Below are 20,942 nucleotides of genomic sequence, written 5' to 3' on the forward strand. Positions count from 1 at the left end.
TCAACCCAATAATGCAGATCGCAAAATTCTTGACAATCAATAATATATTAAGTAGTATAAGAACATTTCAGAATGAAAAGTAGACGGTAAATAAGTGGCGAATGATGGCAAAAGGTTATTATTGATAGAAAGTACTACCTGTTCTAACGAGGTAAGGGTTGCCCTACTAGTTAATGGTAGGGTTGTAGAGTTTGAACAAGAATTCAAGGAAAAAAGACAATTAAGAGGTAATATATACGTTGCTTATGTAAAGCGTATAGAGCCTGCTTTGCAGGCCGTGTTCATTGAGTATGGAAAAAATAAGCAAGGTTTTTTGTCTTTTTCTGAGATATCTCTAAATTACTTTAATATTCCAGAAAAAGAGAAGGAAATTTTCCCTGATGAAGACTATTCGAGCGGTGTGGACTGTTCAAATGATAATTGCACAGAAGAAGGCCTAGATTCTACAGCTAGTAATGAATCCAGCAGTGGTTTTGTGAGGGGGGTACCTTTACATAGAAAATATAAGTTACAAGATGTGATTTCAGTAAATCAAAAGTTATTAGTTCAATTAACTAAAGAAGAACGAGGAAATAAAGGAGCTTCATTTACAACATACGTAACTTTGGTCGGTAGATACTGTGTTTTCATGCCCAATTCCATAAGTAGGGGTGGAGTATCTCGCAGAATTGAAGATACCAACGTTAGAAAACAGTTAAAGGATATATTAAATTCAATAAATTTACCAAAAGGCTCAGGTTTAATAGTAAGAACTGTTGGTGCAGGAAAAAGTAAGAAAGAAATTGAGCAAGATTACAATAATTTGACCTTATTATGGCAAAATATCCAGCAAAACTTCTCTTCTTTAAATGTTCCATCATTAATTTACAACGAAGCAGATGTAGTTATGAGATCTGTACGTGACTTTTGTAGTAATGATACAGAAATTATAGTATCTGATAGAGAAGTTTGTGAAGCGGTAAGAAAATACACTAAAAATGTGTTACAAGGAAAATTGCGTCCTAGATTATATAGAGGTTCTGTTCCAATCTTTACTTACTATCGAGTCGAAGATCAAATTTCTGAATTATATAGCAATAGAGTAGAATTGCCATCTGGTGGGTCTTTGGTGATAACCTTAACTGAGGCATTTGTTTCAATAGACGTAAATTCAGGGAAAATGACAGGAGAAGATAACATAGAAGAAACAGCTTATAGAACTAATATGGAGGCATTATCTGAAATATCAAGGCAAGCGAATCTCAGGGGCTTATCAGGGTTAATAGTTGTTGATTTTATTGACATGTTGAAACTTGAGTATTGCAAAAATGTTGAATTTGCTATCAAGCAGGCGTTTAAAGATGATAAAGCTAAAGTTCAATTTAGCTTTATCAATGACTTTGGTTTAATGGTCTTTTCAAGACAAAGAATTAAACCAAATGTACAGGAAATTAATACTACAGAGTGCTTACGCTGTAAAGGTATTGGAAGAGTGAAGTCAAACGAAGTGGTTGTTGCATCGATACTAAGGGATTTGCAACATATTGCTAATAAAAATCAAAATAAGTCCTTTGATTTAATAGCACGCAGTGCAGTTATAGCGCACATTTTTAATAATAAGCGTGATATGGTTTCTACAATCGAAAAAGAGTTCAATATTACATTAAATGTTAGTATTGATAATAGTTTAGATGCAGATACATTTATTTTAAAGCAAGGAGACCATATTAATTTTAATGCTTATAAGCCATTGCAGAATTCTGGATGTCAAATTGTGAATAGCAGGGATAAAGAAGCTGGTAAACTACCGGGCAACTTTTGGTTAACTAAATGGCTTTCGCGCCTTTTGGGCTCTAACAACTAAACGGGACTTGTAATTAACGAGTTTTATACTTATATATTTTACATCAGATAATATTTAAAAGGGAGTATTCATTATGGGAAGAGCAATAGGTATAGATCTTGGAACAACAAATTCTTGTGTTGCAATAATGCAAGGCAAGGATGCAAAAGTAATCGAGAATAAAGAAGGAGCAAGAACTACTCCATCTATAGTTGCATTTACTTCATCTGGAGAAAGGTTGATTGGCGCTCCAGCAAAAAGGCAAGCAACTACCAATGCAAATAATACTTTTTTTGCAACTAAGAGATTGATAGGTCGCCAATATAGCGATCCTGAAATGAAGAATCTAGGTGTACCGTATAAGGTATTTGCAGCAAAAAATGGTGATGCATGGGTTAAAACAACTGATGGTAAAGAATACTCTCCTAGTCAAATTGGTGCATTTATACTACAAAACCTGAAAGAAGCAGCTGAGGCTTATCTTGGGGAAGAAGTAAAGGATGCTGTGATAACAGTGCCGGCGTACTTCAATGATTCTCAACGTCAAGCAACAAAAGATGCAGGAAAAATTGCTGGATTAAATGTTCTCAGAATAATTAACGAACCAACTGCTGCAGCACTTGCTTATGGTCTTGATAAAAAGCACGGACACACAATAGTAGTGTATGATCTTGGTGGTGGTACATTTGATGTTTCAGTTCTTGAAATAGGTGACGGAGTTTTTGAAGTAAAGGCTACAAATGGTGATACTCACCTTGGAGGGGAAGACTTCGATAATGCAGTAGTAAATTATTTACTGGGTGAATTCAAGAAAAGTAATGGCATTGATTTGAAAAACGATCCAATGGCTATGCAAAGAATCAAAGAAGCTGCAGAAAAAGCAAAGGTAGAATTGTCAAGTGCAATGGAAACAGAAGTAAATCTACCGTTTGTTACAGCTGATGCAAGTGGCCCAAAACACTTAAATATGAAGCTAACAAGAGCAAAGCTTGAAAGTTTAGTGAATGATTTAATTGAAAGGACTATAATTCCTTGCAAAAAAGCTCTTGAAGATGCTGGTTTGTCTGCTAGTCAAATTGGTGAAGTAGTTCTTGTTGGTGGCATGACTCGTATGCCAAAAGTCATAGAGAAAGTTAAAGAATTCTTTGGCAAAGATCCACACAGAGGGGTTAACCCTGATGAAGTTGTAGCAATTGGAGCTGCAATACAGGCGGGAATCATTCAAGGTGATGTAAGAGATGTATTACTACTTGACGTAACTCCACTTTCTCTTGGTATTGAAACTCTAGGGGGAGTGTTCACTCCACTTATTGAACGTAATACTACTATTCCCACAAAAAAATCTCAGGTGTTTTCAACTGCAGAAGATAACCAAACAGCCGTTACAATTAAGGTACATCAAGGTGAAAGAAAATTGGCGATTGATAATAAACTGCTTGGTCAGTTTAGTTTAGAAGGAATACCACCTGCTCCTCGTGGGGTTCCTCAAATTGAGGTGACATTTGATATAGATGCAAATGGAATAGCGCATGTTTCTGCAAAGGATAAAGCTACTGGAAAAGAGCAAAAAATACGTATTCAGTCTTCAGGTGGTTTATCGGAGGATGAAATAAATCGGATGGTGAGAGAAGCTGAGGAAAAAGCACAAGAAGATGAAAAGCGTAAGAAATTTATTGAAGTGAAGAATCAAGCGGATAGTTTAGTTCATTCTACAGAAAAATCTTTGACAGAATATGGTGATAAAATTTCTCCAGAAGATAAATCTGCTATTGAGAATGCAGTTAATGAATTAAAGGAAGTTAGTAAGTCTGATAATATTGATGATGCTGATTCAATACAACAGAAGGTTACTAATCTTTCTCAACTTTCTATGAAGCTTGGAGAAGCTATGTATAAGGAATCTCAACAACAACAAGGTGGAGAAAGCTCATCCACAACAAATAATGAGGAAGAAAAAGTAGTAGATTCTGATTATCAAGACATAGATAATAAAGAAGAGAATAAGTAATTGCGATTGTCATCCAAGTAGCTGATACTGGGATGACAAGAGGAGCGTATTGTTGCTTAAAGGAACTATTGTGGATATTATTAAGACAATAGAAGAAAAATTACGCGATTCAATAGGTGTAATTGATATTAATATTATCGATGAATCAGCAAAGCATGTAGATCATTATTTTGTTTCTTCTTCGACACTACCTTCACATATCAAATTAGTATTAATATCTAACGACTTTTCTGGAATGAGCTCTTTAAAGAGGCATAAATTGATCTATGAATTATTAAAGAGTGAAATAGAGCGATTACATGCGATTTCTCTTCACTTGTATACGCAAAGCGAATACAATCTAAAAAATAAATAGTAGAAACGTGAGAGAAGAGTCTTTATTAGTTAAAGCAGGAAGAAAATTTAATGATTATAAAGGGTCGATGAACCCACCAGTTTATCATTCTTCTACTATATTATTTCCTACTTACAAGGACTACTTAAATGCAGCAAATGGAGAAAGTATATACGATGTAATCAATGATGGTGTTGCAAGGGATTACAGTTACAGTAATGTTGGTACGCCTACTGTTCATTATTTTTCAAATGCACTGGCTGAAATTGAGGGTAGGGGACAAGCACTCATCTACCCTTCTGGATTATTTGCACTTACTTTTGCTATTTTGACTTTCACTAAAGCAGGTTCACATGTCCTGATACAAGATAATAGTTATTATAGGCTAAAGAGATTTGCCGAAAATGAGCTACCAAAAAGAGGAGTAGAAGTAACTTTTTATAATCCGACACAGGATATAACTGATTTAGTTCAGAGTAATACTTCACTCATCATGATTGAGACTCCTGGTTCTATAACGTTTGAGATTTCAAATATAGAGCATATAGTAAAAGTTGCTAAAGCACGTGGAATCTTAACCGTTTGTGACAATTCATGGGCCACTCCTTTGTTGTTTAAGCCGCTTGATTATGGAATTGATGTTGCACTATACGCGGTGACAAAGTATCTAGCCGGTCACTCAGATTTAGTGATGGGAGCTATGGTTGCTGAAGGTAAAATTTTTAAATTGCTTTATGAGAGCTATAAAAATTATGGAGTCACCATTCAATCGCATGACTGTTACCTTGCACACAGGGGACTTAGAACACTGCAAACACGCATGAGGAAGCATCAAAGTACAGCAATACAAGTAGCAAAGTGGCTGGAAAAACATCCAAAAATCAAAAAAGTCTTATACCCCGCACTTTTTTCCTATTCTCAGCATGATTTATGGAAAAGTTATTTCAAAGGGGCAAGTAGCGTATTTAGTATAGTACTCGATAGAGAATATTCATGTGAGGAACTAAGCTGCATGGTTGATCACATGAAAATTTTTGGCATCGGTGCTTCTTGGGGAGGATGTGACAGTTTGATATTACCAATAGAACATAGATCTATGTCAAGATCTGTAATGAATTCAGATTATGGTGGAAGTTTTGTGCGAATATTTTGCGGACTAGAAGATCCTGAAGATTTGATTTTTGACTTGAATACTGCATTAATAAGACTGCCATGTTCAAGTGTTAAAGATGATTGTGAGACTGAAAGAGCTACTGCATAACATTGTAAATGCTGACTTTGATATTGAAATCAAAGGCGTCACATGTAATCCTAAGAGAGTTAAAGAAGGTTACCTTTTTGTTTGTGTGTCAGAAAGGAGTAAAGAACACGTAACATGTCTTCCTAATGGATGTGTACACAACTGTGTAGACGTTGTAATACAAGGGGCCAAGAAAGATGTCATCCCAGTGCTCAGACACTGGGATCCAGAAAATTTAATTGTAAACAAGCATACTAGACAATTGTATAATGAAAACTGGATTCCAGTGTCCGCTACTCGAATGACAAGTACTCCAAGTTTTGCAGTGCTTTACCACTCGGACCCTCAAGGAATATACAGTGAAATAGTCAGCAGGTTTTATCAATTCAAACAACCTAAATATGTTGCTGCTGTAACTGGTACGAATGGTAAAACTTCAGTGGTGGAATTTTGTCGCCAGATTTGGCAAGATAATGTAGCGTCTATAGGAACACTGGGAACATGTGTCAATAATAATAGAAAAGATAATAGCCTTACAACGCCAAGTGCAGATGATCTTTATTCCACATTGCGTGACATAAATAATAAGAACGTAGAACACTTAGCATTAGAAGCTTCAAGCCATGGAATCGATCAATACAGAATCCATGGACTCAGGCTCAATGCTGCAGCTTTTACTAATTTCTCTCAAGATCATTTGGACTATCACAAAAGTATCGATGAGTATTTTGAGGCCAAGAAAAGGTTGTTTGATGAGGTATTGCCAAAAGAAAAAACAGCGATTTTAAATGCAGATATAGGCGAATATGGAGAGTTGCTCAACATAGCTGAAAAGCGTGGCAACAAAGTTATAACCTATGGAAAAAAAAACTCTGACATTACTTTATTAAAGCAGATACCCACTGCCAATGGTCAATACCTGACAATTCAAATCGGTGATGAAATTTATAACGCATTTTTTCCGATTTTTGGGCAATTTCAAGCATATAATTTGTTGTGTGCAATCGGTATAGTTATTTCATCTGGTATGGACTATCAAAGAATGTGTATAGATAAACTCGCTTCTCCATCTGGAAGAATGGAAAAAGTGAACACTTTTGCATTTGTCGATTACGCTCATACTCCAAGTGCACTCAAACAAGCTCTGTTGTCTTTAAAATGGCACTTCAATAAAAAGATAGTTCTAGTGTTCGGTTGTGGCGGGAATCGTGATCAAACAAAACGTGCAGAGATGGGTAAAATAGCACAAATGCTTGCAGGTAAAGTTATAGTCACAGATGACAATCCGCGTGATGAAGATCCGGGGAAAATTCGTCACGATATTTTGTTACATTGCCCTGATGCACTGGAGATAGGAGATAGAAAAAAAGCTATAGAGAAAGGTATAAATATAGCACATGATGAAAATATGATTCTGCTAGTTGCAGGAAAAGGACATGAAAGATTCCAAATAATAGAAGGCCAAGCCCTTGAATTTAGTGATGTTGAAGTTATTAGAGAGGGCCAAAAATTTGCTACTGCTGTTTTGCTCTCTCCTTCATCCAATGCCTGAATGGCTTTTTTCCTTAAGTCATAACTGTACGCTGCTGGCATTTTTACCTTCTTGTTACACTAAATCACTATCTTATCTTGTTCCTACTATTATGAGAAGAGCTATACAAGGATATGAAAGTGGAGATTGTGGTTACAAGATTAGTGAGAGAATATAGAAAAATTGAGGATGAAATGTTGCGTGATATAGTTGTATTAAACAAGACTTGATCTGACACTTTAAAAAAGTAAGTTATAAAATAATAAAAGAAAGGAGTGTTAGAAATGAGTACGATACAAACAAAAATACTAAAGCCGAAACTAGGATTGCTAGAGCTAGCAAAACAGCTTGGAAATGTGTCTCAAGCATGCAAGGTTATGGGATATTCAAGGGATACATTTTATAGATTCAAAGAACTATATGAAAATGGAGGAGAAGAAGCGCTGCATGAGATAAGCAAGAAAAAACCACTTATGGCAAACAGAGTCTCTGAAGACATGGAAAGAGCTGTAGTTAATATTGCAACAGAATTTCCTGCATATGGACAACAAAGAGCTGCAAATGAACTGAGAAAAAGGGGCATAATAATCTCTGAAGGTGGAGTGAGATCTGTATGGCTGAGAAATGACCTTGAGACCTTCAAAAAAAGACTGAGGGCTCTTGAGGCAAAAGTTATGCAAGATGGAATAATTCTAACAGAGGAGCAACTTGCGGCTTTAGAAAAAGTTAAAGAACAAAGGGAAGCACATGGTGAAATTGAAACAGAGCATCCAGGTTATTTAGGTTCTCAAGATACTTATTATGTAGGCAACATCAAGGGTATAGGAAGAATCTATCAGCAAACTTTTATTGATACTTATTCGAGAGTGGCTTTTGCTAAGCTTTATACAGATAAAACTGCTATTACCGCTGCTGACTTGCTGAATGATAGAGTAATACCATTTTTTGATGTACAAAGCGTGCCATTATTGCGCATTTTGACCGATAGAGGTACAGAATATTGTGGCAAACCAGAGAATCACGCTTATCAGTTATACTTAGGAATCGAAAATATTGATCACTCAAGAACTAAAGCCAATTCTCCGCAAACTAATGGCATATGCGAGAGATTCCATAAGACTATGCAAGATGAGTGTTACAATATTATTTTTCGCAAGAAAATCTACAATTCTTTGGAAGATCTGCAGATAGATGTTGATCATTGGTTGCGTTCTTATAATGAGACAAGGCCTCATTCAGGCAAATATTGCTATGGCAAAACGCCTACTCAGACTTTTCTTAATAGCAAACACATTGCTTTTCAGAAAAATATTAGTAGCATGAAACAAGAGACTGATATTAGTTTTAACTACCTCAATTCTTCTGTCAGTTAATTCATCCCTGTCAGATTAAGTTGTGTCTAGTACAGCTAGGAAAAGAGAGAATTGAAGAGATACTCCAAGCTAAGCCTGAAAAAGATATAATGTGTGCAATACTTTATTCTAAGCCTGAAAAGTCGTATTTTTTTGAGCAAAACATCGTTCAATTTGCTTTTAATCATGAATTAAGAGATATGGCTCAATCATATGATGTTAACTTTATTGAAAATGGTGGTGAGTATCTTGACCAGGGAGAAAAGATCGATAATCAAAAGGTTGGCCACAATGATGTTTCTTGGTGTAAAGATCTTTATATTTAAAAAGAAGAAAGTGAGATTGATGGTATTTTTGCACTAGTTATACATTTATCCACCAAAAAATAGTCATTTTGCTTAGATATTTGATATAATTTAGATCTATTAAAGCAAAAGCATGAATGAAGTAATAACATTTGGTTGTCGTCTAAATTTCTACGAGAGTGAGTTAATCAAAGAAGCATTAAAAAAAGCAAAGAGAGAAAATGTTGTTGTGGTGCATAGCTGTGCAGTGACAAATGAAGCAGAACGTCAAGTAAAGCAAAAAATACGTAAGATCTATAAGAATGACCCAAGTAAAGAAATTATTGTAGTTGGTTGTGCCGTTCAATTAGATCCTAAATCATATAGTGATATTCCTGGTGTAAGTAAAGTGCTAGGTAATCAAGACAAGCTAAGAGCTGAAAATTATCTACTAAATAATGATGAAATCTTAGTCAGCGATAACCAAGTAGAACCTATTCTCATTAATGGATTTGAAGATAAATCAAGGGCATTTATTGAAATTCAAAATGGTTGTAATCATAGCTGCACATTTTGCTCAATTACTGAGGCAAGAGGGAATAATCGATCTGCGCCAGTAAACAATATTATAGAGCAAATTAAGATTTTTATAGAAAATGGGTATCAAGAAGTGGTGTTTACAGGTGTTGATATTACTGATTTTGGTACAGATTTGTTTGGTAAGCAATCACTTGGTTCAATGATTAGAAGAGTTTTAAAGGATATACCACAGTTAAAGAGACTAAGACTTTCCTCTATTGATGTTGCTGAAGTCGATGATGAACTAATGGATTTAATAGCTAATGAGTCAAGACTTATGCCTCACTTACACTTGAGTCTACAGTCTGGTAATAATTTAATACTAAAGAGAATGAAACGTCGTCACAATAGAGAACAAGTGATAGAATTTTATCATAAAATGAAGAGCTTAAGACCTAATATAGCATTTGGCGCTGATATTATTGCTGGATTTCCAACAGAAACTGATGAAATGTTTCAGGATACAGTTGATTTACTGAAAAAAACAAATATAGTTTACCTGCATGCTTTTCCATATTCAGAGCGGAAAAACACACCTGCTGCACGGATGCCACAAATACCAGAGAATGTACGTAAAGAACGAGTAAAGCATCTAAGAGAAATAAATAAAGAAATGATGAGCAATTTTTATCAATCTTTGATCGGCACTAAGCAAAACGTTCTGGTTGAGCAAAATCATGCTGGTAGAGCAGAAAATTTTGCACTAATAAAGCTTGAATCAAGAGCTCAAGCTAAAAGTATTGTGAAAGCTCATGTTACAGGAATAGAAAATAATTGTTTAATTGGAAATATTATTTCTTAATTTTTGTACATTAAAGGAATATATGATATAGTAGTTATACTATAAGTGATAATTCATTTATGATAATTAGAATATCTATTGCTTTATTTTTCATCTTCATTCCGTGTGTCTATTTTTTTATTACTTACATCAGTAACAATACACACATTGAGCAAGTACAACCGTTAAAATTAGAAACAGATAATAATGAAAGTGTAATACGTTCTGAAGAGGTTGCTGAAAGAGAAATACCAATAAAATATCAAGAACTTAAAAGTAGTTCACCTTCTATTTTCCAAGCAGCTGGTCAGAAAAATATGTGGCCAAGTGTTGCAGATCAAGCTGAACCTACAAAGGAAAAATCAAAAAAACTTGATTTCTATGTTAGTGCTAACGGTGGTAAGATATACAATGATAATTCAGAAACATTTGTAAAGGGTATAAAGGAAATAGGAAAAAGGTTTATTAATTTAATCAATGCAGATGATTCTACTTGGCTAACAGATCCGGTGTCAATGCTTGCCAAGATTTTTTTAGTAAGTGAAATTGAGAGTATACAGAAGTTTAAGGGTGAAATTAATTTTCAGTGGCTTGGAAGTGTATCTTTAGGTTACTATGCCGGAGAAAATGGCCGAGTTGATTTTGAAGCCATGTATTCTATAGCCAATATTGAAGATAGTAATGCTCCCCCGTTATTTGATAAATCAGCAATCGTATTTGCGTTTTTATTCAACTTTTTTTATAGCCCCAATATTCAAAATACGCAATTTGCTCCGTACTTTGGACTTGGTATAGGACCAACAGTTTTTAGATTAAAAAAGATTAATGGATCACCAGAAAATTCAATGCCACTGAATGTTCCTTGGTTTGCTTATCAAATAAAGCTTGGTGTTGACTACTCAATAATCCCAGAAGTTAAAACCTTTCTCGGCTATCATTATTTTAGCATTCCGATACCTGTTGCAGACGATATATCCACTCATAATATTGAAGTTGGCTTGATGTTTAATTTTTAGTAATAATATCTGTTCAAGGGCATCTGAAGCAAAAGTGGTCAGTGCTTCTTTTCTTGCCATTAGACTTCTTGGATAACTTAAGAAACACGTAGTAGAAGCAATATTAGGGAAGTTATAAATTTTGAGCAGGTAAGTAAACTTGATGAAGAGAAGCTTCGAAGACTAACAGCAGTAAAAAGAAAAACCTTGGAAAAATAATAGAAATTTTAATAGAGGAAGAGGCCAAGAAAAAGGCAAGAGGAGGAAAACCAAATAAACAATGCATGTTTGTTAATAGCACTAGAATATTTGCGTAAATACCGTACATATTTCCATATAGCGCAAAGCTATGGAATAAGTGAAAGTGATTGCTAACGGCTGGATAGAAGATGCATTGATAAAACATTCAGATTTCAGGAAGATAAAGAGCTATTAAAGTCAAATGTAGAATACGAGATTTTAGTAATAGATGGCCCTATAGAGAGAGCAAAAGAGACTTAGGAAAAAAGCTTGGAATTTCATTCCAGCATATATAGCTCTTCTCATAATAGTGGGAACAAGTGAAGAAAAGCAGAATCGATAGCCTGGCGAAAAGATTTAAAAAGAGGACCGGCCCTATTTTTTGTAGCAAACCAATGATGCTCAATGTTTGTCCAGGCTGTAAAATTGGTGCAAGAAATTGCTCGAACCAGCTATTAAAAACCTCTGTATCACAATAGCCTTTGAAGGTCATGGGTGCAACGATTTTTCCCTTATTTAAATGTACTAGACACAACTTAATCTGACAGGGATGAATTAACTGACAGAAGAATTGAGGTAGTTAAAACTAATATCAGTCTCTTGTTTCATGCTACTAATATTTTTCTGAAAAGCAATGTGTTTGCTATTAAGAAAAGTCTGAGTAGGCGTTTTGCCATAGCAATATTTGCCTGAATGAGGCCTTGTCTCATTATAAGAACGCAACCAATGATCAACATCTATCTGCAGATCTTCCAAAGAATTGTAGATTTTCTTGCGAAAAATAATATTGTAACACTCATCTTGCATAGTCTTATGGAATCTCTCGCATATGCCATTAGTTTGCGGAGAATTGGCTTTAGTTCTTGAGTGATCAATATTTTCGATTCCTAAGTATAACTGATAAGCGTGATTCTCTGGTTTGCCACAATATTCTGTACCTCTATCGGTCAAAATGCGCAATAATGGCACGCTTTGTACATCAAAAAATGGTATTACTCTATCATTCAGCAAGTCAGCAGCGGTAATAGCAGTTTTATCTGTATAAAGCTTAGCAAAAGCCACTCTCGAATAAGTATCAATAAAAGTTTGCTGATAGATTCTTCCTATACCCTTGATGTTGCCTACATAATAAGTATCTTGAGAACCTAAATAACCTGGATGCTCTGTTTCAATTTCACCATGTGCTTCCCTTTGTTCTTTAACTTTTTCTAAAGCCGCAAGTTGCTCCTCTGTTAGAATTATTCCATCTTGCATAACTTTTGCCTCAAGAGCCCTCAGTCTTTTTTTGAAGGTCTCAAGGTCATTTCTCAGCCATACAGATCTCACTCCACCTTCAGAGATTATTATGCCCCTTTTTCTCAGTTCATTTGCAGCTCTTTGTTGTCCATATGCAGGAAATTCTGTTGCAATATTAACTACAGCTCTTTCCATGTCTTCAGAGACTCTGTTTGCCATAAGTGGTTTTTTCTTGCTTATCTCATGCAGCGCTTCTTCTCCTCCATTTTCATATAGTTCTTTGAATCTATAAAATGTATCCCTTGAATATCCCATAACCTTGCATGCTTGAGACACATTTCCAAGCTGTTTTGCTAGCTCTAGCAATCCTAGTTTCGGCTTTAGTATTTTTGTTTGTATCGTACTCATTTCTAACACTCCTTTCTTTTATTATTTTATAACTTACTTTTTTAAAGTGTCAGATCAAGTCTTGTTTAATACAATTTAAAACTGCAATCATGCTAACTCTCTGAGTTTTCTTACCTGATTTCAGTGCATTCTCCCTTTCTGCAATATCCGTATTTCTGTATTGTCTATATCAGATTCATCAATATATACCAAATTTTTAGGGGACTTTGCCGATATGATTTTTAAAAATTCAGCTTGTTTTTCTTCGTTTCTTTCTTTATATCCATAAGTCTTTTTTTGCGTGTAAATCCAATTTTTTTTAAGCTCTATGAATAGTTTGACGACTTATATTGCCACAGCACCTCTGATTGTCTTTTACTACCGTGTTTTTTTATAAATTCTGCAAACGCATTCCGATCGGTGATTTTATGATTATGCCCTCTATTTCCTAGTTTCTTTGATTCCTGTTTCTTTCCGCCTTTTCTCCCATTTGTACAATGTTACTCTACCGATTTTGAACCTCTTTGCTACTGCTGTTTTACTTTCTCCTTCATCCAACACCTAAATGGCTTTTTTCCTTAAGTCATAACTATACGCTGCTGGCATTTTTACCTTCTTGTTACACCTCGTTCCTACCATTATGAGAAGAGCTATAAATATTCAGAAACAGCAAAATTTTTACTAGAATGTAGCACAGATCCATCATTTATTCACATGCCTAAAGCAAAGAAGGCAGGAGTCATTGCAGGTGTTACAGTTGCTATTGGGTTTCTAATAGCACTTGTTTACGCTACCTTTACTTTTAGTAGTGGATATTAGTATAGTATCTGCACTAATTAATCAGTGGAATTTACTATGAGGTTGCGTATAGAGTATCAGAGTGCTCATTGAGTAGCAAGTTAGATGATATTAGCAGCTATAATGTGCTTGCAATAGCTAATTCAATACAGTAACCGCGCCATGGCAGTGTTTGTATTTTTTCCCGGATTTACAAGGGCACTTATCGTTTCTTGAAACTTCTGGAAGTCTGCTATTTTTAGCAGAGCGTGACCTATTGCCTATTTCTTGGTTATCTGCCAACTTAAAGTGCGCTAGGCGGTGAATGGTAAGCTCCCCCCACTTTTCAAGCATCGACTCAAACATTAAGAAAGCTTCGCGTTTAAATTCATTCAGTGGGTCTTTTTGCCCCATAGCACGCAAATTTATGCTTTGTCTTAGGCTCTCTAAGACCGAAAGGTGCTCCCTCCATAAATGATCAAGTGTCATGATCATCACTTGTTTCACTATCGTATTCCACAAATCTGTAGTTTGTTGACTATTGAAATATTTTTCTTTCTCAGTAAAAAATTCTTGTATCTTGTCATTTATATAATCCAAGGCTTCTTGTTTATTCAAAAACTCTGCTAGATTAAGCGTTATCCCGTATCTTATGTGGAATTCTTTTGCAATATTTTCAACATAATCTTCGTAATAACCACTTTGTACTATACCTTCTATTATATCCTCATTTACTTCGCTATATACTTCAACTAAATCATTGATTGCATTGTTTAAAATATGATTTCTCTGCTTAAAAATAACCTTACGTTGATTGTTGATTACATCATCAAACTTTAGCAAAGACTTCCGCACATCATAATTTCTAACTTCAACTTTCTTCTGTGCTTTCTCAAGTGCTTTATTAATCCATGGATGATGAATAGCCTCGTTGTTCTTTAGTCCCACTCTTTGCAAAAAATTCCTCATTCTATCAGAACCAAATATCCTCATTAAATCATCTTCAAGTGATAAAAAGAACTTAGAAAGTCCAGGGTCACCCTGGCGGCCAGAACGTCCACGTAATTGATCATCTATTCTCCTGCTTTCATGCCTTTCGGTTCCAATAACACATAAGCCACCAGCTTTTATAGCAATTTCCTTATCTTTTTTTACTCTTTCGACTATTTCTTGATATTTTTTTTCTCTTTCATCAACATTTTTTATTTTCTCGAGCTCTACCTTTGCAATCATTTCAGCATTTCCACCAAGCTGAATATCAGTTCCACGTCCTGCCATATTAGTTGCTATAGTAATGCTTCCTGGTACTCCAGCTTGAGCTATTATGTATGCCTCTTGTTCATGATAGCGAGCATTCAATACTGAATGCTTAAGAGAATAGCTTTGCAAAAGCGCAGAAAGTTTTTCAGAGTTTTCAATACTTACCGTACCAACAAGGACTGGTTGTAGGCGTTTGTGGCATTCCTCTATGAACTTCAATACAGCACTAAATTTTTCTTTTTCTGTGCCATAAATTTCATCGTCAACATCTATTCTTTTAACAGACACATTAGTTGGAATTTTTACTACATTTAATCTATATATATCACGAAACTCCTCTGCCTCTGTTACTGCTGTTCCTGTCATACCAGAAAGTTTGTTGTACATACGAAAGTAGTTCTGAAATGTGACTGATGCTAAAGTTTGACTTTCATGCTGAATTTCAAGATTCTCCTTTGCCTCCAGTGCCTGGTGAAGACCATCAGAATATCTCCTACCTTCCATCATGCGCCCAGTAAACTCATCAATAATTACCACCTTACCGTTTTTCACTATATAATCTTTATCAGCAGTAAACAGCTTATGTGCACGAAGTGCTTGATCTATATAATGAGTCAGTATAATATTGCTAGTATCATAGAGCGAGAAATTTTCAGGAATGAGTTTATACGATTTTAATAATTCCTCCACTCGTGAAATGCCATTTTCAGTGAGGAACACTGCTCTACTCTTTTCATCGACTTCATAGTCAGAATCAACTAATTTGATTACTATTTTATTGATATGCTTGTATATCTGATTATTTTCCTCAAGTGGGCCAGAAATAATGAGCGGAGTACGTGCTTCATCAATCAGTATGGAGTCTACTTCGTCTACTATTGCATAATTGAAGCCTCTTTGAACCATATCTTCTTGAGAAAATTTCATATTATCTCGTAGATAATCAAAGGCAAGTTCATTATTTGTTGAGTATACGATATCTGCGCTATAAGCCTTTTTTCTCTCGTCGTCTGTCAAATTATTTGTAATAAATGCAACAGAAACTCCAAGAGAATTATATAATTTACTCATCCACTCTGTATCTCGTTTTGCAAGATAGTCGTTAACAGTTACGACGTGCACACCTTTTCCTTCTAAAGAATTTAGATATGCAGCTAAAGTTGCGACGAGTGTCTTTCCTTCTCCTGTTTTCATTTCTGATATCATGCCATTATGGAGAACCATTCCACCAATTAGCTGAACGTCGAAATGCCTCATGTTAAGGAATCTTCGTGATGCTTCTCGTACAACCGCAAATGCAGGTACGAGAAGGTCATTTAGTGTTTTTCCATTTTTCAGTTCTTGTTTTAATTCCTCAGTTTTACTAGCAAGATCCTCATCAGATAAGCTCTGCATTTCTTGCTCTAGCGCATTAATCTGCTGAGCAATTTTTCTGAAGGATTTTATTATCTTCTTGTTCGTTGATCCAAATATCCTTTTTATAAAAAAAAGTGACAACGTAAAGATGAAGAATATAAGAATAGTTGTTAAAACTAACGTAGAGTCTGGCATAAACTTAGGTAAAGTTTTATTTAATATAAGATTATATTACTAAACGTAACCTGCGGCAATTAGATTCAGAAAATCTTTATTTACAAACTAAGGAAAAGATTCTTGCAGATGAAATGTAAAAGAATCTATTTATTTTATTAGATATTATAATTAATAATTAAACTTTCTTGATAAATTATTAAAATAGTGTTAAGCTACATGTATAAAACGGTTAGTGGAATCACAATGTTAAGCAATATTATAAAAGTAAAATTAGAGAAAAATAATTGTCCTTTTGAAGAATTAGAAGAATTTTTTGCTTCATAAAAATTTGGTACAAAAGAGTTTAAAGATTCTTCAATAAAATTAGTTTGCCAAGCATGGGAAGATTTCACCTTAATTCTACCAAGAGAAGCAGTACCTAATTCTTTCGCTTTGAAGCTTTTATCTTTGCTTAGTAAGGGAAATGAGCAGCTTTACCTATTATATTAAATACCTTTCTTGCAGAACTGTATTTAAAGATTTTGGTCAAAAACTACAGGCTAAAATGGATCAAGATATAAAAGAACAAAACGATTCTAAAATTTCTCAGGAGATTGAGTTATGTAAAAAAGACGTTTTAAATCTTCTAAATGGTGGTAAGTCAGTATTAGACGTTCAATTGAAGCAGCGGTATAAAAAATACTATTCGTCAATAGATTAAGTTGTTGTGGTGAAGGTATAAAGAGAACAAGCAAAATTACATTTGTAATTTTGCTTCCTTTATCATCACTTAGAAGTAGCTGATTATGTTATGCTTGCCTATACTTGATTGAGTATATCAATGGGTAAATAAATCTTAATATAACTTTATTATACTGGTAAATCTATTTTATAGAATGAAAGCATGGAAGATTTTATAACGGCAAGAAGGAAAGATGATGCTGTGATATCTGTTTGTCAGGATAATGAGAAAAAAAACGTGTTAATCTTGGGACTCAATCAAGCAGCAAGGAATTTATTAAAATGTGAAGAAGGGAATTTACTTAATAAGCCGCTAATCAATATTTTAAGTGCAAGAGCAGCTGAAGATATGAAAAGCTATTTGGAGTATACTGAAGATGGGCGCGATTTGCCCGATATATTGCCAAAAGTGATAGGCTTTTCTCTAATCGACGCTAAAGGAGAAGATATAAAAACAAAGGTAAAAGTTTTTCGCACAACGCAATTTACTAATAGTAAGATTAATTATGAGCTATTAATACGTGACATTAGCCTGTTTCATAAGCTAGGAATGTTTAGGGATAAATATCTGATAGGTAAAAAATATAAAAACCACAATTTGTTTAACATACCAGACAATGAGTCCACTATTTTTGAGTTATATGTTGTATTAAATTTTGCCTTTGAATATCAAATTAATGCAGTTATAGGAATAATAGGTGTAAACAGCAGTTGTAATAAGGAAAATGATGCACTAAAAATTATCATAGAACATTTTTATAAAAATTGCCGTAGTGATGATTTTTTGGGATTTATTGATGAGAATAAGGTACTTTTTATTTTGATGAACTGTGATGCAAATAACACATCTAAAGTAGTTAAACGTATATATTCTTCCATTAACAAGCAGTTATTAAAGCGAAAACTATCAAGTATATCAATTGCTTATGGAAATATAATTCAAAAACATAGTGTGAAGAATGCTTAAACGCTTTTGTCATTAATTGGTTTGTAGTATCTAAGTTCTACACAATATAAGGATTGTTTTTTATTTCTGGTAAGCTTATATTAAAAATTTAAGCTTACCTATGAGGTTACTAATCACACTATTTTTATCATTACTTGTGGGGGGAAGTGCTAACGCTAGGGTAATTCTGGATAAGGAGATGTTTTATGTAGAACTAGATGGAAAAGTAGATTTAAGATTTGGCTACGCTTTCAATAGAGATTCTTTTAGCTCTACCAAAGACAAGACCTCAAGTTATTCAAACCTGCGCTTGCTTTATTTACAGCAAGTTTATCCAAATACTCAAATGGGTTTTGATGTTAAGGCAGGAGTTTCTGGTATTGCAAACTTAAAGGCACTAGACATAGAAAAGTTAGAAATGGAGAAGTGGTATTTTATCATAAAGAATCAGGAGTTTGGATCATTTGAATATGGTAAAGGAAGTTTAGTTAGTCAGAGTATGTTAATTAACACTTCAAAAATTTATACAGCTGCTGGAGGAGTAAATGGTCATTGGACAAATTACGCAAATTTGCGCGGTGATGAAAAAAAAGATGATGGTTCTGGGTATGATAAAGATAAGGTGTTTTGGGTAAAACCCAATATTTACAGCGACTATAATGGACTAGAGCTGAAGTTAAAACAACCAACGGTAAACTATATTTCTCCTGAAATCTATAACTTTCAACTTGGATTCAGTTATGTTCCAGGAAAAAATAATTTACAATATAATAATCTCATAGCCGCTGGTCTTTCCTATAAAAATGGCTTATCAGATGAAATAAATTTTACTACTGCTTTGACTGGTGAATTTGCAAGGGAAAATTTAACTGATTGCAAAGATGGGACTTTTGAAAATTATAAATGCCGTAATCAATTACTACACTGGAATTTTGGCTTGAAGCTAAAACTTTTTGAACTTGATTGCATTTTTTCGTACGGTAATGGCGGTAAATCTGGTGAGAAGCGTAGTCCTGAAACAAATAATATGTATTATGTAAATGCAGGTGTTGCTTACCATTCTGATTCTCGTAAAGTAAGCTTAACATATTTTAATAGTGTTAGGGATATTATAGGCAAAGGTACAAACGAATTAACATCACAGGCTTTCAGTCTTGAATATCCATTAGCTGTTGGTACTTCATACTACTTAGATATTGTAAAGTTTAGTACTAAAGAACCTAAAATAGAAAATAATAACTCCGGGTATGTGCTTTTGGTTGGACTGAAGCTAAGTTTTTAATGAAATAAACGGTGTATAAGTGTTGTAATGTGGTAAATAATGAGAGTAAAATTGAATTGTTAATATATGTGCTATTTGATATTATAAAAATAACTATTACATAAGATTTTCAATAAAAAGACATTCTGTTACTAATCCAAGTGTAGGAGAAAACGGTTATTAATTAGCAAACCGAACCCTTCAGTAAGCGCATCTCTTCAGGTGCTCTTTTTTCTTTTTTATATATAAAAAAATTAGATAGTATTGTGAGTGCGGTTTTTTCTGTGTTCTGATGCTTTTCAATTCTATAGCTTTTATATTGAATTTCCTTTTTTTACTACTATTTCTCTATATCATTGCAAGAAAGAACAGAAAATTAAGTGAGGAGAAAGTAAAATTAGCAAATCTTGAGAATAATTTATGTAGGGTAGAGCATGATCTTCAAGAGACAAAGCGAACTTTACTGAATAAGGATGAGGAAATAGTTGATTTGAAAGTTAGGAATGCAGAGCTTGAAGTAATTTTGCAAAAAGAACGTGAGGAAAAGAGAAAAGAGATGGATTTACTGACAAAAGCAGAGGAGAGGCTTACAAACACTTTTAAAGCTCTCTCTCTTGATGCTTTGCAGGTAAACAATAATAATTTTCTGAATTTAGCGAAGGAAGTAATCGATAGTAAACTAAAAGAAACAGAAAGTGACTTCAAAAAAAGGCAAGCAACGATCAACGAAGTTGTCACTCCAATAAAAGAAAAATTAGAAAAATTCGACAGCGAAATACGTGAGCTAGAAAAAGAGAGGGTAGGGGCCTATGAGGGTTTAAAAGAGCAAATTGGAGCATTAATGAACCAAACTTCTAGCCTTGCTAACGCCCTGAGGAAGCCTCACATTAGGGGCAAATGGGGTGAAATGCAGCTCAAAAGAGTGGTAGAAATGGCGGGAATGATTGAATATTGCGATTTTTTTACTCAAGCCTCAGTAATTGATAAAAATGAGGACAATTTGTTACGTCCTGATTTAATAGTAAAAATGCCATCAGGAAAGCAAATAATAATAGATGCTAAAGTACCACTTGATTCTTACATGGATGCTATGTCGCAAAATGATTTACAGATACAAAAGGAAAAATTGAAGAATCATTCTCTGGCAATAAAAAAACATATAAATGATCTAGGCAGAAAGGAATATTGGAACCAATTTGAAAATACGCCAGAGCTTGTGGTGCTTTTTTTAACAGGAGAAGGGGTTTTCAGCGCAGCACTAGAATGTGAACCAGCTTTGATAGAAATTGGAATAGAAAAAAAAGTAATTATTGCAACACCAATCACTTTAATCGCGCTACTTAGGGCAGTAGCCTATGGATGGAAGCAAGAGATGATAGCTGAAAATGCAAAGAAAATAAGTGAACTAGGCCATATTTTATATGAGCGAATCTGCACAATGGGCGAAAATTTTGATAATTTACGCAGAAGCTTAAAAAGTGCTGTTGATCATTACAATAAAACTGCTGGTTCGCTTGAGGCAAGAGTGTTTCCTGCTGTCCGAGAATTCAATAAGCTTGGTATACATGCAAAAAATAAAGAACTCACTGCTGCAAAAGAGTTGGAATCTTTACCACGCAGTTTACATGCTGAGGGGTTGAAAGTAGATTAGTATTT

General features: G+C 34.4%; 16 protein-coding genes and 2 pseudogenes. 14 read left to right on the plus strand and 4 right to left on the minus strand.

Features of this window, described 5'->3' with window-relative positions:
* The first annotated feature begins 94 nt into the window (after positions 1-94).
* The 10 genes from HGO49_RS06375 to HGO49_RS07560 all read left to right on the plus strand — a co-directional run bounded on the left by HGO49_RS06375 (position 95) and on the right by HGO49_RS07560 (position 11,301).
* Positions 95-1,843, plus strand: coding sequence for an Rne/Rng family ribonuclease (locus HGO49_RS06375; RefSeq protein WP_017532613.1), 1,749 nt, complete (start codon positions 95-97; stop codon positions 1,841-1,843).
* A 73-nt stretch (positions 1,844-1,916) separates the two neighbouring features.
* Entirely contained in the window at positions 1,917-3,830 is a 1,914-nt protein-coding gene (gene dnaK, locus HGO49_RS06380; protein WP_017532612.1) for a molecular chaperone DnaK, read from the plus strand.
* Positions 3,831-3,900: 70 nt separating this feature from the next.
* Positions 3,901-4,185: a BolA family protein gene (locus HGO49_RS06385; protein WP_012481743.1), complete on the plus strand. Its 285-nt coding sequence runs from the start codon at positions 3,901-3,903 to the stop codon at positions 4,183-4,185.
* A 7-nt stretch (positions 4,186-4,192) separates the two neighbouring features.
* Positions 4,193-5,425, plus strand: coding sequence for a cystathionine beta-lyase (gene metC, locus HGO49_RS06390; RefSeq protein WP_017532611.1), 1,233 nt, complete (start codon positions 4,193-4,195; stop codon positions 5,423-5,425).
* The gene (locus tag HGO49_RS06395) at positions 5,394-6,956 is read left to right on the plus strand and encodes a Mur ligase family protein (protein WP_017532610.1); all 1,563 of its coding nucleotides are present in this window, start codon (positions 5,394-5,396) and stop codon (positions 6,954-6,956) included. The genes metC and HGO49_RS06395 overlap by 32 nt, the downstream gene beginning before the upstream one ends.
* Positions 6,957-7,219: 263 nt before the next feature.
* Complete coding sequence (locus HGO49_RS06400) at positions 7,220-8,308, plus strand: IS481 family transposase (RefSeq protein WP_096616077.1); 1,089 nt, start codon at positions 7,220-7,222, stop codon at positions 8,306-8,308.
* Between the two features lie 20 nt (positions 8,309-8,328).
* Positions 8,329-8,613 (plus strand): hypothetical protein, encoded by a 285-nt coding sequence (locus HGO49_RS06405; RefSeq protein ID WP_017531817.1) that lies wholly within the window; start codon positions 8,329-8,331, stop codon positions 8,611-8,613.
* Positions 8,614-8,725: 112 nt separating this feature from the next.
* Entirely contained in the window at positions 8,726-9,952 is a 1,227-nt protein-coding gene (gene mtaB / locus HGO49_RS06410; RefSeq protein ID WP_017531818.1) for a tRNA (N(6)-L-threonylcarbamoyladenosine(37)-C(2))-methylthiotransferase MtaB, read from the plus strand.
* A 59-nt stretch (positions 9,953-10,011) separates the two neighbouring features.
* Entirely contained in the window at positions 10,012-10,947 is a 936-nt protein-coding gene (locus HGO49_RS06415; RefSeq protein ID WP_017531819.1) for a P44/Msp2 family outer membrane protein, read from the plus strand.
* 267 nt (positions 10,948-11,214) lie between these two features.
* Positions 11,215-11,301, plus strand: a complete 87-nt coding sequence (locus tag HGO49_RS07560; protein WP_409350577.1) for a transposase family protein — start codon at positions 11,215-11,217, stop codon at positions 11,299-11,301.
* Between the two features lie 167 nt (positions 11,302-11,468).
* On the opposite strand, the pseudogene HGO49_RS07405 reads toward HGO49_RS07560, so the two are convergent.
* From HGO49_RS07405 to secA, 4 genes and pseudogenes are all read right to left on the minus strand, one after another.
* Positions 11,469-11,686, minus strand: a pseudogene (locus tag HGO49_RS07405) (IS630-like element ISWpi11 family transposase); the annotation flags it as partial.
* A gap of 35 nt (positions 11,687-11,721) precedes the next feature.
* Positions 11,722-12,810, minus strand: coding sequence for an IS481 family transposase (locus tag HGO49_RS06425; protein ID WP_096616077.1), 1,089 nt, complete (start codon positions 12,808-12,810; stop codon positions 11,722-11,724).
* 73 nt (positions 12,811-12,883) lie between these two features.
* Positions 12,884-13,350: pseudogene (locus tag HGO49_RS06430) on the minus strand (helix-turn-helix domain-containing protein); the annotation flags it as partial.
* 375 nt (positions 13,351-13,725) lie between these two features.
* Positions 13,726-16,377, minus strand: a complete 2,652-nt coding sequence (secA, locus tag HGO49_RS06435) for a preprotein translocase subunit SecA (RefSeq protein ID WP_026092630.1) — start codon at positions 16,375-16,377, stop codon at positions 13,726-13,728.
* 526 nt (positions 16,378-16,903) lie between these two features.
* Here secA and HGO49_RS06440 point away from each other — a divergent pair.
* From HGO49_RS06440 to HGO49_RS06455, 4 genes are all read left to right on the plus strand, one after another.
* Positions 16,904-17,059 carry a hypothetical protein gene (locus HGO49_RS06440; RefSeq protein WP_160142697.1) on the plus strand — a complete coding sequence of 52 codons (156 nt, stop codon included), beginning with the start codon at positions 16,904-16,906 and terminating at the stop codon, positions 17,057-17,059.
* A gap of 183 nt (positions 17,060-17,242) precedes the next feature.
* Positions 17,243-18,046: a hypothetical protein gene (locus HGO49_RS06445; RefSeq protein WP_017532037.1), complete on the plus strand. Its 804-nt coding sequence runs from the start codon at positions 17,243-17,245 to the stop codon at positions 18,044-18,046.
* Positions 18,047-18,146: 100 nt separating this feature from the next.
* Positions 18,147-19,307 carry a porin gene (locus HGO49_RS06450; protein ID WP_017532038.1) on the plus strand — a complete coding sequence of 387 codons (1,161 nt, stop codon included), beginning with the start codon at positions 18,147-18,149 and terminating at the stop codon, positions 19,305-19,307.
* 271 nt (positions 19,308-19,578) lie between these two features.
* The gene (locus tag HGO49_RS06455; protein WP_017532039.1) at positions 19,579-20,937 is read left to right on the plus strand and encodes a DNA recombination protein RmuC; all 1,359 of its coding nucleotides are present in this window, start codon (positions 19,579-19,581) and stop codon (positions 20,935-20,937) included.
* Positions 20,938-20,942: the final 5 nt, after the last annotated feature.

Source organism: Wolbachia endosymbiont of Diaphorina citri (assembly GCF_013096535.2).
Taxonomy (GTDB): Bacteria; Pseudomonadota; Alphaproteobacteria; order Rickettsiales; family Anaplasmataceae; genus Wolbachia.

What these genes read in the sequence shown, in the direction of transcription:
- dnaK (WP_017532612.1), top strand. Translation starts at nt 1,917, where the DNA reads ATGGGAAGAGCAATAGGTATAGATCTTGGAACAACAAATTCTTGTGTT.
- HGO49_RS06395 (WP_017532610.1), top strand. Translation starts at nt 5,394, where the DNA reads ATGATTGTGAGACTGAAAGAGCTACTGCATAACATTGTAAATGCTGAC.
- HGO49_RS06400 (WP_096616077.1), top strand. Translation starts at nt 7,220, where the DNA reads ATGAGTACGATACAAACAAAAATACTAAAGCCGAAACTAGGATTGCTA.
- mtaB (WP_017531818.1), top strand. Translation starts at nt 8,726, where the DNA reads ATGAATGAAGTAATAACATTTGGTTGTCGTCTAAATTTCTACGAGAGT.
- HGO49_RS06415 (WP_017531819.1), top strand. Translation starts at nt 10,012, where the DNA reads ATGATAATTAGAATATCTATTGCTTTATTTTTCATCTTCATTCCGTGT.
- HGO49_RS06425 (WP_096616077.1), bottom strand. Translation starts at nt 12,810, where the DNA reads ATGAGTACGATACAAACAAAAATACTAAAGCCGAAACTAGGATTGCTA.
- secA (WP_026092630.1), bottom strand. Translation starts at nt 16,377, where the DNA reads ATGCCAGACTCTACGTTAGTTTTAACAACTATTCTTATATTCTTCATC.
- HGO49_RS06440 (WP_160142697.1), top strand. Translation starts at nt 16,904, where the DNA reads ATGGATCAAGATATAAAAGAACAAAACGATTCTAAAATTTCTCAGGAG.
- HGO49_RS06445 (WP_017532037.1), top strand. Translation starts at nt 17,243, where the DNA reads ATGGAAGATTTTATAACGGCAAGAAGGAAAGATGATGCTGTGATATCT.
- HGO49_RS06450 (WP_017532038.1), top strand. Translation starts at nt 18,147, where the DNA reads ATGAGGTTACTAATCACACTATTTTTATCATTACTTGTGGGGGGAAGT.
- HGO49_RS06455 (WP_017532039.1), top strand. Translation starts at nt 19,579, where the DNA reads ATGCTTTTCAATTCTATAGCTTTTATATTGAATTTCCTTTTTTTACTA.